Origin of the sequence: Klebsiella sp. 10, assembly GCF_018223925.1 — a bacterium.
Taxonomy (GTDB): Bacteria; Pseudomonadota; Gammaproteobacteria; order Enterobacterales; family Enterobacteriaceae; genus Klebsiella; species Klebsiella pneumoniae.
The window spans coordinates 60473-74208 of the sequence record NZ_JAGRRB010000007.1 but is presented as its reverse complement, the minus strand read 5'-3'; the positions used below and the strand labels follow the sequence as shown (position 1 = coordinate 74208).

At 60.8% G+C, this 13736-nt stretch carries 10 protein-coding genes and 1 pseudogene; 5 read left to right on the top strand and 6 right to left on the bottom strand.

All coding sequences use genetic code 11. From position 1 onward, the window contains the following. Nucleotides 1-290: 290 nt before the first annotated feature. Nucleotides 291-1298: a Gfo/Idh/MocA family oxidoreductase gene (locus KHQ26_RS08505; protein WP_004177011.1), complete on the bottom strand. Its 1008-nt coding sequence runs from the start codon at nt 1296-1298 to the stop codon at nt 291-293. 101 nt (nt 1299-1399) lie between these two features. Between KHQ26_RS08505 and KHQ26_RS08500 the strand changes: the two genes are divergently transcribed. The 5 genes and pseudogenes from KHQ26_RS08500 (at nt 1400) to KHQ26_RS08480 (ending at nt 7096) form a co-directional block, all read left to right on the top strand. Beyond that, nucleotides 1400-2419, top strand: a complete 1020-nt coding sequence (locus KHQ26_RS08500; RefSeq protein ID WP_020804406.1) for a LacI family DNA-binding transcriptional regulator — start codon at nt 1400-1402, stop codon at nt 2417-2419. Between the two features lie 429 nt (nt 2420-2848). Continuing rightward, nucleotides 2849-3772, top strand: coding sequence for a sugar ABC transporter substrate-binding protein (locus tag KHQ26_RS08495; RefSeq protein WP_002892597.1), 924 nt, complete (start codon nt 2849-2851; stop codon nt 3770-3772). Between the two features lie 32 nt (nt 3773-3804). Continuing rightward, nucleotides 3805-5289, top strand: coding sequence for a sugar ABC transporter ATP-binding protein (locus tag KHQ26_RS08490; protein WP_004142660.1), 1485 nt, complete (start codon nt 3805-3807; stop codon nt 5287-5289). 19 nt (nt 5290-5308) lie between these two features. Then, complete coding sequence (locus KHQ26_RS08485; protein ID WP_004152946.1) at nt 5309-6331, top strand: ABC transporter permease; 1023 nt, start codon at nt 5309-5311, stop codon at nt 6329-6331. Between the two features lie 161 nt (nt 6332-6492). Next, nucleotides 6493-7096 (top strand): annotated as a pseudogene (locus KHQ26_RS08480) (hypothetical protein). 53 nt (nt 7097-7149) lie between these two features. On the opposite strand, the gene KHQ26_RS08475 reads toward KHQ26_RS08480, so the two are convergent. From KHQ26_RS08475 to KHQ26_RS08455, 5 genes are all read right to left on the bottom strand, one after another. Further along, entirely contained in the window at nt 7150-8160 is a 1011-nt protein-coding gene (locus KHQ26_RS08475; RefSeq protein WP_014907957.1) for a LacI family DNA-binding transcriptional regulator, read from the bottom strand. 23 nt (nt 8161-8183) lie between these two features. Then, complete coding sequence (locus tag KHQ26_RS08470; RefSeq protein ID WP_004199626.1) at nt 8184-9584, bottom strand: sucrose-6-phosphate hydrolase; 1401 nt, start codon at nt 9582-9584, stop codon at nt 8184-8186. Then, the gene (locus KHQ26_RS08465; protein WP_002892640.1) at nt 9584-10954 is read right to left on the bottom strand and encodes a sucrose-specific PTS transporter subunit IIBC; all 1371 of its coding nucleotides are present in this window, start codon (nt 10952-10954) and stop codon (nt 9584-9586) included. The genes KHQ26_RS08470 and KHQ26_RS08465 overlap by 1 nt, the downstream gene beginning before the upstream one ends. 104 nt (nt 10955-11058) lie before the next feature. Then, entirely contained in the window at nt 11059-12576 is a 1518-nt protein-coding gene (locus KHQ26_RS08460) for a carbohydrate porin (protein WP_004147437.1), read from the bottom strand. 164 nt (nt 12577-12740) lie between these two features. Beyond that, on the bottom strand, nt 12741-13664 hold the full coding sequence (locus KHQ26_RS08455; RefSeq protein ID WP_004142652.1) for an aminoimidazole riboside kinase: 924 nt from the start codon (nt 13662-13664) through the stop codon (nt 12741-12743). Nucleotides 13665-13736 lie beyond the last annotated feature (72 nt).

Sequence of the window (13736 nt, the reverse complement as noted above, 5' to 3'; positions counted from 1 at the left end):
CGGCGCTGCGCTTGCACGGGCCTACGATTTCACTGCAACCGTTTGATATTAAATCAGATTAATGCCTGTGTTATGTAGGCCGGGCAAGGCGGCGCCGCCGCCCGGCATAAAACGGCTCCGCGCCCGCTGTTCTTGCCCGGCGGCGCTGCGCTTGCACGGGCCTGGGATATCAATGCAACCGATTGATATTACGGTGTATGAATGCCTGTCTTCTGTAGGCCGGGCAAGGCATCGCCGCCGCCCGGCATAAAGGCAGGTACAGCGCCTGATAGCGGTTGCCTCGCACCCGCTCAGCGACAGTCGTCGACGGCGACAAACTGGCCATGCTGCAGGGACTGAACTGCCGCTTCGGCAATGGCCTGCGCCTGCAGGCCGTCCAGCAGGCCGGGCAGGTCGGCGACGGTTTCACCATTCAGGGAGCGAATAAAGGCGTCAAGATGCTGGTAATAAGATCCCTGTACCCGGCTGAACCAGTCCGGCCACAGGCCCGGCTCAATGCGCTGATTGCCGCGCCACAGGGTAGGGCCCGCCGGCGACTGGCTACCGGACTCCAGCGCGCCTTCGGCGCCCAGCAGGGTGATCCGTTCATCGTACCCGTGGCCGGTGCGGCGGGTATTGTCCAGCTGCGCCAGCGCGCCGCCGCGCATCTGCATCATCAGGATGGAGGTGTCGACATCGCCAAATTCGGCAATGTCCGGCAGGGCCAGCGCCGCGCCCATCGCTGCTACGGTGCGCACTTCATCGCCAGTGAGAAAGCGCAGGAGATCGAAGAAGTGGATCGCCTGATCGCGCATCTGGCCGCCGGAGCTGCGCAGATAGTCGAGCGGCGGCATGCTGGAGGCGCGGCAGACCATCTGCACCAGCTCGACCCGGCCGATCAGCCCTTGCTCCAGCTGGCGGCGGAGCTGCTGATGGCTGCTATCGAAGCGCCGGTTAAAGCCGACAGTGACCGGCACGTTCAGGGGGAGCACCCGCTCCACCACCTCACGGGCGCGCGCCAGGGAGAGGTCGATCGGTTTTTCGCAATAGACCGCCTTGCCCGCCCTGGCGGCGGCTTCCAGCAGTTCGGCATGCGACGGGGTTGAACTGGCGATCAGCACCGCGTCGATGGCGTCGCTATGGATCGCCTCGCTCACGGTCACCGCCCGGGCGCCATAGCGGGCGGCCAGCGCCTGGGCGCGCTCCGGGGCGGCATCGGCCACCATCGTCAGCGCACTTCCTTCATGACGGGCAAGACTGGCGGCATGAACCTGACCGATAAAACCACTGCCTACCAGGGCAAAACGTTTGCAGATCATTTTTTTCTCCAGAATGGCGAGGGGACGCTGCCACCATAATCGGTTTGCTAAACTCACTGACACTGCCGTTTTGATGGATTTCCATCATGAAGAGAGGGGCGATGAAAAACATTTCACTGGCGATGCTGGCCAGACAGATTGGCGTCGGCGTGGCCACCGTTGACCGGGTGCTGAACGAGCGCGGCGGCGTATCGCCGCAGACCACGCGCAAAGTGCTGCAGGCGGCGCGCGAGGCGGGACTGAAGCGGATCCTGCCGGAGGAGCACCGCTTTCCCTGGCAGATTGAGGTCTTTCTCAGCAGCAATGACTCGTTCTTCTTTCCGCAGCTGGCGCAGGATTTTGCCGCCGTGGCGGATAGCCTCGGCTATCGCCGTCTGACCTTGCACCGCACCTTTGTCCCGGAGTCGCAGCCGACGACGCTGGCCCGGCGCATTGCGCGCAGTTGCCAGCAACGTCAGGGGATCATCGTCTTCGGCAATGACCATCCCGCGGTGCATGACGCGCTGCGCCGCTGCCGGGAGGCTGGCGTCCCGGCGATCACCCTGGCGACGGACCTGCCCGGCGCCGACCGACTCTGCCACGTGGGGATCAATCAGCTGCAGGCTGGCCGCACGGCGGGGTTAATGCTGGGGAGAATGACGCCGCGGCCCGGCGAGGTGCTGATGGTCAGCGGCCGGCAAGATTACAGCGCGCATCGCCTGCGCATTCAGGGGTTCCGCGAGGTGCTGAGCCAGCGCTTTCCCCACCTGCAGCTCAGCGACGTGCTGGCGGGCGAGGAGCGGCGGGAGCAGATCACCCGCCTGGTGGAGCAAGCCCTGTGCCGCAGCCGAAATATTGTTGGGATCTATAACACCGGGCTTGGCAATACCCAGATTGCCGAGGCGCTGGCCCGCCACCGCCGCGAAGGCGACGTCTGCTGGATCACCCATGAGCGTTACAACACCACCCGGCAGCAGCTGGCGAAGGGCAGCCTGGCGTTAACGCTCGATCAGAACATCCGCCAGCACGCCCAGCTGGCGATCGACCTGATGCTGCGCCATCTGGAGTCCGGCTACCAGCCGCAAACCTATGCCGACGGTAAAGTCGACTTTATCCTCTACAGCGCCGAGAACGTGGACTAAGGCGTGCGGCGCCTCCCTTCCTGACAACACGGATTTCCCCGGCGGGTAAATGACCACCCCGCCGGGAGGGATCGCTTCAAAGCGTTGTCTGCTTCTCATTTTTCGCTCATTTATGCGGCAATGTTAGATGTCTGTCAAAATTCTGTTACTGCATAGTTTTAAAATTTTCATTTCAGTTATTTACTTATAAAAGTTTCAAATGTCTTGTTAATGAAATAAATGGTCTGAAATCCAGGTTGCGGCGTAAATGGACTGATGTTTCAAAATAGTGATGATAAAACAGCCGTTATTTGTGATTTAGATCACGATGGAGTGCGAGAGGTGCCGCAGCGTCGTCGATATACCAGCAGACATTTGCCGCAACGTAACTGAAATTAATTTTTCATTTTGTTTCATTCACCGGCGTACCTACAAAATCAAGGATCAACTATGAATATTAAGAAAACGATTGTTGCCTCTTTGTTAGCCTGCATGCTGCCTGCGGTGGTTATGGCAAAAGATGTCTCCATTGGCGTCTCGATGGCGCTGTTTGACGATAACTTCCTGACGATCCTGCGTACCTCGATGCAAAAAGAGATGAAAAAAGATGGCGTTAAATCGCAGATCGAGGACGCGAAAGGGGATGTCTCCCAGCAGCTGCAGCAGGTGCAGAACTTTATCGGCCAGGGGGTGGACGCCATTATCGTCAACCCGGTGGATACCAACGCGGTGAAACCGATCATGGATCAGGCCACCAAAGCCGGGATCCCGCTGGTGTTTGTGAACCGCCGTCCGCAGGCGGAGCTGACCGACAAGATGGCCTATGTGGGATCGGACTCCATTCTTGCCGGCCGTCTGCAGATGGAAGCGCTGGCGAAAGCGATGAACGGTAAGGGCAATGTGGCGATCCTGCTCGGCGACCTGGCGAATGAATCCACTCGCGACCGCACCAAAGGGGTGGAAGAGGTGGTAGCGAAATACCCGAACATCAAAATCGTCCAGAAGCAGACCGCGAAATTTACCCGCAATGACGCCGTGGATGTGGTCAGCAACTGGATGACCAGCGGTGAGGATATCCAGGCCATCGCCTCCAACAACGATGAAATGGCGATCGGCGCCCTGCAGGCGCTGGGCAAAAACCCGAACCATATTCTCATCGCCGGCGTGGATGGCACCCCGGATGCCCTGCAGATGCTGAAGAGCGGCAAGATGATCGCCACCATCTTCCAGGATGCGAAAGGCCAGGGTGAAGGCGCAGTAGACGCGGCCATCAAGCTGGCGAACGGCGAGAAAGTGGAAAAAATCATCGACGTGCCGTATCAGCTGATCACCAAAGAGAACATGGCTGAATTTACCAACCGTAATCAGAAATAGTCCTGGCCAACCTGTGGTACGGAGGTGGATGTATGAACGCTTTTGCCCTTGAAGCCGAAGGTATCAGTAAGTTCTTCCCCGGCGTGAAGGCGCTCGATAATGTCTCATTGCGCGTGCGTCCGGGAACGGTGCATGCCCTGATGGGCGAGAACGGCGCCGGTAAATCCACGCTGATGAAATGCCTGATCGGTATCTATCGCCCCGATAAAGGGTCGATTCGCGTGAAAGGGGAGCCGGTGGAGTTTACCGACACCATGGATGCGCTGCGCTCGGGGATCTCGATGATCCACCAGGAGCTCAATCTGGTGCCGCATATGACGGTGGCGGAGAATATCTGGCTGGGGCGCGAGCCGATGAAATACGGCTTTGTCGACCACGGCCAGCTGACCCGCCAGACCCAGGCGCTGCTGGATAAGCTCAATATCCGCTTAACCGCTGACCGGCTGGTGGGCGACCTGAGCATCGCCGCCCAGCAGATGGTGGAGATTGCCAAAGCGGTTTCATGGAACGCGGATATTGTGATCATGGATGAGCCCACCTCGGCGCTGACCGAAGGCGAGGTGGCTCACCTGTTCACCATCATCCGCGACCTGCGCGCCCAGGGTAAAGCGATCATCTATATCAGCCACAAAATGGATGAGATCTTTGCCATCACCGATGAGATCAGCGTCTTTCGCGACGGCACCTGGGTAGGGAGCAAAAACACCACCGAATTTACCCGGCAGTCGCTGATCACCCAGATGGTGGGCCGCGAATTAACCCAGCTGTTTCCGAAATTTAATAACACCATCGGCGAAGAGGTGCTGACGGTGCGCAACCTGACGCGTCAGGGCGTGTTCCATGACGTCAGCTTTAGCGTACGCCGTGGCGAAATCCTGGGCGTGGCCGGGCTGGTGGGCGCCGGGCGCAGCGAGGTGATGGAAAGCCTGTTCGGTATGGAGCGCTTCGACAGCGGCGAAGTGCTGATCGACGGGGCGCCGGTGACCATCGATTCCCCCTCCGTGGCGATTGAAAAGGGGATGGCATTATTAACCGAAGACCGGAAAAAGTCGGGCCTGTTTCTGGTGCTGTCGGTGCTGGAAAATATGAGTATCGTCAAAATGCCGGAATATATCGGCAAGAGCGGTTTTGTCCAGCACGTGAAAATGGCCGAAGACTGCATGGAGCAAATACGCCGGCTCAATATTAAAACGCCGACGATGGATCAAATTATTAATAACCTCAGCGGGGGGAATCAGCAAAAAGTCCTGATTGCGCGCTGGCTGTTAGCGCAACCGAAAATCTTAATTCTCGATGAGCCGACCCGCGGTATCGACGTCGGGGCGAAGGCGGAGATTTATCATCTGATCAGTGAACTGGCGAATCGGGGGGTGGCGGTGATTATGGTCTCCTCTGAACTGCCGGAAATCCTTGGCATGAGCGATCGGGTCATGGTGATGCATGAAGGTCGTATCACCGGCATCCTGGAAAAAGACGAAGCCGACCAGGAAACCATTTTGTCGTTGGCATCCCATTGAGGCAAAGAGAATGAGTAATATGAAATTAACGGCGGCTCCGGCCAGCGAGGGTTCCTCCTTCTTCGCTAATTTGCGGCATAAAATGCCGAAAGATACCGGCATCTTTGTGGTGATGCTGGTGATTGCCCTGACCTTTGAAATCGCCGGCTGGTATGTTCGCGACCAGTCGTTCCTGCTCAATACCAACCGGCTGGTGCTGATTGTGCTGCAGGTGGCGATTATCGGCATCATCGCCGTCGGCGTCACCCAGGTGATCATCACCACCGGGATTGACCTCTCCTCCGGCTCGGTTATTGCCCTTGCGGCGGTGGTGGCGGCCAGCCTGGCGCAAACCTCCGATAGCCTGTCGCCAATGTTCCCGGCGCTGGTCAACCTGCCGGCGGTGATCCCCATTTGCGCGGGGATCGGCGTCGGCCTGCTGTGCGGCCTGACCAACGGTTTCCTGGTGACGCGGACCGGTATCCCGCCGTTTATCGCCACCCTCGGGATGATGGTTTCGGCGCGCGGTCTGGCGCAGTATTACACTCAGGGCAACCCGATCAGCTTCCTCTCCGACAGCTTTACGGCGATAGGCCAGGGTGCGATGCCGGTGATCATCTTCTTCGTGATCGCCGCCGTGTTTCACATTGCGCTGAAGCATACCCGGTATGGCAAATATGTGTATGCCATCGGCGGCAACATGACCTCGGCCAAAGTGTCCGGCATCAACGTGAATAAATATCTGGTGATCGTCTACACCATCGCCGGGGCGCTCTCCGGGCTGGCGGGGGTGGTGCTGGCGGCGCGCGTCAGTAGCGGCCAGTCGAGCATGGGGATGTCCTACGAGCTGGACGCGATTGCCGCCGCGGTGATCGGCGGCAGCAGCTTAATGGGCGGAGTGGGGCGTATTACCGGCACCCTGATTGGCGCGATGATCCTTGGCCTGATCAAAAGCGGTTTTACCTTTGTCGGCGTCGATGCCTATGTGCAGGATATTATTAAAGGCATCATTATCGTTGCGGCGGTAACCATCGATATGCGTCGCAACCGGAAAAAACACTAATCTTATCAACGGGCGGNNCCCGTCCTGTCCAGAAATAAACAAAATACTCCCCGCCAGGCTCCGCCTGTCTGTTTTGCCCGCGCTGCGCATCCTGTACAGTTTCGCCACTTCCGTTGTCCATTCGTCAGGGGCCACGCGTGGCCTGCGGTTTCTGGAGTCGTATGAATACACCATCCTTTGGCAAATTCTCGCCGCGCTGGCTAGCGGGAAAAAGGGGCCTTATCGTCACGCTGCTCGCGGGGCTGGCGATCCTGGCGCTCGGTCGGGGCATGAATTTGCCGGCCAGAGAGGTTTACCGTGAGAGGCAGATCCGCCAGCTGGAGGAGGATGCGCAGTGGGTGGCGGAACGCCTTGAGCGGCGGATGAACATTCCGGCGCCGCAGCGGGAAGCGACCTGGCCGCTGGCGGCGATGCGCGCCGCTCTCCAGACCCTCGCTCAGGAGCGGCATTATCAGCTGCTGCTGGTGAATGGCGACGGGCATCTGCTGGCGGCATCGCACGCGCTGCCGGCCAGCGTGCTGGCCCAGGTGCAGGCGCAGTTCCCGCGAGAGATGCAGCCCCCGCTGTTCGGCAGCCACTACCAGACCATTCAGCCATTCGCCCCGCATCAAAGGATGTTAAGCCGGGCGCTGAACGGCAACGCGGGGCTGGCGGGCTGGAATCTGGTGATGCTGGCGCCGGATGGTGGATTGCCCTCGTTGCTGGTGGCTTACCGCTGGCCGGTAACGATCGGCCTTGGCGCGGTGCTCGCCAGCGCGCTGCTAACGCTGAGGCAGGCGGCGCGCGCCAGGCGAAAACGCTAATTGCCAACCGCGCCGTCAGGGATGGCGAATTTGCAGGGTGGCGGGCAGGTAGCGCTGAAGCGGCTCCGGGGCCTGGCCGTCGATCAGCTGGCTGAGCAGATCGTAGCAGTGCCAGGCTAGCTGGCGATTATCCTGCTGCACGGTATCAATGCGCAGGGAAAGCGAATCATACAGATAGTGATCGTCGAAGCTGGCGAGATGAATATTGGAATCCAGCAGATGATGCTGGCTCATATAGCGCAGCACCCCTTCGAGCAGCCCGCAGGCCGCGGTGAAGAGCGCCTTCGGCGGACGCCCCAGCCGCGCGCAGAGCGCCGCGAACATCTCATAGCCGGAGCTGGGGTGGTAGTTGCCGTTGATCACCCACTCAGGGCGCAGCGTGATCCCCGCCTGGGCCAGGCCCTGGGTGAACCCCGCCAGCCGGTCGCGCGACGGCGACAGCCGCGGCTGGCCGCCGAGAAACCAGAACTCGTCCGCATGCTGAGGCGCGATACGGGAGATCAGCTCGGCCGTTGGGGTGACCGAGTCGGTCATCACCAGCGGCAGGGCGCTGTCGCTGGGGGAGCGGTCAAACAGCACCACCGGCAGCTGTTCGCTGAGTTTCTGATAGTCGGCATCGCTGTGCATACAAGAGGCGACTATCAGGCCGTCGACCTGGCGGGCGATCATGTTATTGACCACCACGCTCTCCTGGCCTGGGTTTTCGTCGGTGCAGGAGATAAGCAGCTGCACGCCGGCTTCCCTGCAGAGCGTCTCAAGCTCGTGGGAGAAAACGGCAAACCCGTAGTTGGTGATCTCCGGCACCACCAGACCAATGGTATGGCTGCGGTTATCGCGCAGCGAGCGCGCGTGAATGCTCGGCTGATAGTGCTGTTCGCGAGCGATCGCCAGTACGCGCTCGCGCGTCTCCTGCGCCACGCGCAGCTCTTTACCACGACCGTTGAGTACCAGGCTGGCGGTCGCTTTGGAGACGCCCGCCAGTTCGGCGATATCTTTGATAGTTACGCGTTTGGTTTTCATCAGCACCCGGGAGCCTGAAAGCAAAACGCTTATTCTACCATGCATGGCCGCAGCAGCCAGCGGCAGAATGCCACCGGCGTCGCACCGCTGAAGATGAGCTGCCCCGGATAGCCCGGGAAGAAGCGGCTGCTCATCACCCCTTCGCCATCGTTGATGAAAATCTCTACGCTGGAGCGGTCGATAAAGATCCGCAGGCGTCGCGCCTCGCCGCGCCAGTAGCGGTGATGCATCTCCGCCGTCTGCAGGCCGCGGCGCGACAGACGCAGACCGTCGCGATTGACGGTGAGCTGCAGGGCGCCGGCAAAGTCCAGCCCCAGCGTGCTGTTGGGGGCGATGTCAAAGGCCAGCTCCATCGGGGCGAGGGGCAGGGTCTGTCCGCACCAGCCCTGGGCTTCCCCGCGCAGGGCGACCAACTCGCGCAGCGGACGCTGATACAGAGTGCCAGCCTGCCACTCCAGCTCACGCACGCAGGTCATCTGATGGATCCAGCCCTGCGCGCGGGTGGGCTGATGCATCTCGTCCCCGTCGGGGACGCCCATCCAGCCGACCAGCAGGCGGCGGCCATCGTCGGCCTGCATGGTCTGCGGCGCGTAGAACTCAAATCCGCTGTCCAGCTCGTGCAGCGGGCCGTGGTCGAAGATCCCGCGTTCGGCGTCGAAGCGGCCTGCCATCCACACCGCCGGATAGGTATTGAGAAAGCGCTGCGCTTCGCGGGCCAGCCCCTGCGGGCAGCAGATCAGCAGGTGGGTGTCCGCCAGCGGAAAGAGATCCGGGCACTCCCACATGTAGCCGGCGTTCGCCAGGCCGTTTACGTCGTGCCCGGCAATCTCGCCCACCAGGCGCCACTCCCGCAGGTCGCTGGCGGTAAACAGCAGCACTTTGCCGCGCTGTTGCACATCCTGCGCCCCAAGAACCATGTACCAGCGCCCGTCCTGCCGCCACACTTTAGGGTCGCGCACATGGCCGGTATAGCCTTCTGGCAGCGGCAGCACCGGCCCCAGCTTGCGGAAGGTGCCATCGGCATTCTCGGTCGCCAGACATTGCCAGGCGGTGCGCCCGCCGTCGGGGAATTTCACGTTGCCGGTGTAGCACAGAGTCAGGGCGCCCTCGAACTCGACCGCGCTGCCAGAGTAGCAGCCGTTGCGGTCATACTCTTCATCCGGCATCAGGGCGATAGGTTCGTGCCGCCAGTGCAGCAGATCGGCAGAGCTCCAGTGTCCCCAGCACTTATAGGTATGGTCGCAGGCGAGCGGGTTCCACTGATAAAATAGGTGGTAACGCCCGGCGACCTGGCAAAAGCCGTTAGGATCGTTCAGCAGTCCGTTGACCGGCGCCAGATGCCATTGCGGATAATGGCTGTCGGCCAGCGCCTGCGGCTGGCCCTGCATAACGGCCTGCAGGATCGCAGGCAGGCGTGACGGTAATGACATTATTCAGCGTCCGTTTTGTATTTCAGCGTCAGAGAGAGCGCGAAGGCCACGGCGAAGGCGATCGCCATTCCGATAATGTAGTTCAGCAGCGAGCTGGCCTGCACGATAGCCATCCCCGGGATCGCCGTCAGGCCCACCGCGGTCATGTAGACGTGCATCGACACCACCCAGGCGCCGCCGGCGGCACCGCCCACCAGCGCGGCGATGAACGGTTTCACAAAGCGCAGGTTAATCCCGAAGATTGCCGCCTCGGTGATCCCCAGCATCGCCGAAAACGCCGACGGCAGGGTGATGGCTTTTATTTTGGCATCTTTGGTTTTAAACCACACCGCAAAGCAGGCGCCGCCCTGGGCGACGTTGGCCATCGCCCAGATCGGCAGCAGGAAGTTGACGCCAATCGATGGGTTGCCCAGCAGTCCGGCCTCGATGGCATGGAAGCTGTGATGGATACCGGTAATGACGATCACCGAATAGAGGCCGCCGAACAGCAGGCCCGCCAGCCAGCCGGCATGGCTGATAAGCGTGCTGAGGATAAACGAAATGCCGTCGCCGAGCGCGCGACCGGCCGGGCCGATCAGCAGCAGGGCGATAAAGCCGGAGATAATCACCGTCAGGAACGGAGTGAGGATCAGGTCCAGCGCGTCAGGGATCACGCGGCGCAGCCGCTTCTCGACCATGCTCATAAACCACACCGCCAGCAGCACCGGGAAGACGGTGCCCTGGTAGCCGATCATCGCCACTTCGATGCCGAAGAAATTCATGGTGTGGAAGCCGGCGGCGACGCCCCAGGCGTTGGTCAGCGCCGGATGGGTGAGGATCCCGCCGAGGGTCGCGCCCAGATAGGGGTTACCGCCAAATTCGCGTGCGGCGGTAAAGCCGATCAGGATCGGCAGAATGATAAACGCCGCCGAACTGCACATATCCAGCATGATATAGAGAGCGTTGCTCGGGTCGACCCAACCGTAGGTTTTCACCATCCCCAGCAGGCCCATCAGCAGGCCGGAGGCGACGATGGCCGGAATAATCGGCACGAAGATGTTGGACAGCAGGCGGGCGATGCGCTGGAACGGGTTCAGCTTTTTCGCCGCCAGGTCGGCGGCTTCGGATTTGCTCGATTCGCTGATGCCTGCGGCCTGGATAAAGGCGGCATAGACTTTATTGACCACCCCGGTGCCGAAGATGATCTGCATCTGTCCGGCATTGCGAAAGCAGCCTTTCACCCCGTCGATTTTGCCAATCGCCTGCTGATCGGCGAGCGCGTCGTCGACCAGCACCAGCCGCAGGCGGGTGGCGCAGTGCGCGGCGCTGGCGATATTTTCCTTGCCGCCCAGCAGGGGAAGCAGTGAGCGGGAAATCTGTTCAAAATCCATAGTACCCTCTAAATGCATGATGATATGGCGTGGGCGGCGCCAGCCGTGGCAGGCGCCGCGAACCTTATATTTATGTGTTATTTACCCTGTCGCCCCGGTGGCCGTCAGAACCAGGTCTCCATTTGCATACCGAACGACCATTCGCCGCCCGATTTGAATCCGTTGCTGCCTAACGCGTCATCGTTGGCGTAGTTGTCCAGTTTTTTGCTCCAGTCCATCCACGATGTATAGAAGCGGATCTCCGGCCGCGAGAAGAAGTCGCCGATGCTGCCCACCTTGAAGGTCGGGGCGAAGGTCAGCTTGTAGAAGCTGCCATTGACCGCATGGCGATCGTTATAGCCTTCAGGCTGCAGATCCATGTACTGATAGCTGCCCTCCCAGGCGAGGGCGAAGTTCTGCGTCACTTCCTGAATCAGACGCAGGTTGAGGGTGGCCCACTGATAGCTGTCGCCATCGACATAACGATCTTTACTGCTCTGCGCCAGCACGGCCGGGGCAATAAACCAGCGATCGCTCAGCGGCGTAGTGCCATAGCTGGCGAAGCGCCAGGTATTGGCCCCCGGGCGCAGCGCGCCGTCGGAGCCGATGCCTTTAACCTCGGCGCCCAGCCCGTGGCCGTACAGCAGGGCCGTTTTGCTGGTCCCGTCGCGCAGGCCATAGAAGCTCTCATTGTGCAGGCCCAGCAGGGCATGAACCCCGGTGTTAGCGGCATCGCCTTTCACCAGATTGCCGTTCGCGTCCTGGCGGTCGTCATTATCTTTCGCCCGCATCCCGCTGACCATCATCTGCACCGGGCCGGCAAAGTTATTCATGCTGACGATATAGTTCTGCACGCTGTTGCTGCTGTCGGCGATATCGCCAAAGTTGCGGCCGTATAACGAGAAGTTGCTGCGCAGGCTGTCGTTCCATTTCACGTCGTAGATCCCGCCGCCGGTCCCGGCGAGGAACACCACATCCGAGTCAATCCAGTGGATGTCGAAGTTGTCGCGGTCAAAGCGTTTCCCGGCCCACAGGGTCGAGCCTTTGAACGGGCCTTCGAAGGTCGGCAGGTTGCCCAGCTCGACGAACGCCTGGCGCACGTTCAGATCGCTGCTGCTTGCCGTCCAGTCGTTATAAGTGGTCTGTCCGTCGGCCACCATCACTTTGAAACGGGTGGTCGCCCCGTTGTCCAGGGTCTGTTTATGTTCGAGGTTCATTTCCACATAGGTGTCGGCCTGGTTGCCCAGGCGACCAATGGCGCCGCCGGTCTCCCCGGCGGGGGTCATATAAGCGCCGGATTTGGTACTGGCGGCCGAGTCGTTCATGATCACCCCGGAACGCGCATAGCCGTGGAACTCAAAGCCGCCGGGCCGTTCGGCTTTTTCTTCCAGTTGAGTGGTGCGCCTGGCCACCTGCTGGGTGGTGGCCTGGGTTTGCTGCTGCTGCTGGGTTAACTGCTGAACTTTCTGCTCCGCTGAGGCGGCGCGGCTTTCGGCAGTGCTGGCGCGGGTCTCGGCGTCCTGCAGGCGTTTTTCCAGGGCGGCGAGACGCGCTTCAATGCTGTTCAGGTCTGTCTGCCCATGGGCGGCGGCGGTGCCGGTTAGCAAAGCAATAAGAATGGCTAACTTCCGTTTTTTATACATGTTGGTGACATCCAAAGGTAAATCAGTGAGTGTGCTAATGTTTGCTAAACCGGTTTAGTTGATATGGTAAACATGTCGGTAACGCGGTGAAAATAAAAATTGCTAAACCGGTTTAAGAATTGTGATGTCGCCAGCAAAGTGGGCCGTTAACCGGCCCAAGGGGATCACAGCGAGCGCTGAAGATCGTCCCTGTAGGGCAGGGCGGTCATGGCGCCTTTGGCGGTGGTGGCCAGCGCGCCGCAGGTTTGCGCCAGCGCGAGGTCGGGAGCCAGGGCTGCGAGGTTGTCCGGGATACCGTGGGCGGCGAGGCCGGCGAGTAGCCCGGCGACAAAGGCATCGCCGGCGCCGGTGGTATCGACGGCCACCACCGGGCGGGCAGGGAAGTGGCTAACCTGTCCGCGCAGGGCGGCCTGGACCCCCGCTTTACCCTGGGTCACCAGCAGTAGCGTCGGCTGGAAGCGGGCGTTCAGCCGGGCGATGCCGCTGACGATATCGTCGCTGCCGCTGATAAACGCCAGCTCCTCTTCCGAAAGTTTTATGGCGTCGGCGAGGGCCAGCGCCCGGTCGAGACAGTCGCGAAGGTCCTGCGGATCCTGCCACAGGTCGCTGCGGATATTGGGGTCGAAGCTGACATAGCCCCCGGCGCGCTTTATCGCCTCCATCGCCGCGAATGTCGTGCTGCGGCTCGGCTCCGCGCTGAGAGCGATGGAGCAGACGTGCAGCCACTGACCGGCGGCAAACGGCGGGAGATCCTCGGGCTGAAGGAACAGGTCGGCGCTCGGGCGGACCATAAAGGTAAAGGTGCGCTCCCCGTGGCTATCGAGATCGACCACCACCGTGGAGGTGCGCTGCGCCGCATCGAGGCGCATATAGTTCACATCCACTTGCTCCTGCGCCAGGGTGTGACGCATAAAACGGCCGAAGGGATCGTCGCCGACGCGGCCGATAAACCCGCTGTCACCGCCGAGCCGCGCCACGCCGACCGCCACGTTGGCCGGCGCGCCGCCGGGGCATTGCAGCAGGCGGCCCTCTCCATCGGGCAGGAGATCGACGACCGCATCGCCGAGTACCCAGATTTTTCCATTCATACGACAAGCTCCTCTAAGCTAAACTTTATTAAACCGGTTTAGCTCATTAAAGCACAGCCCACCGGTAAGCGG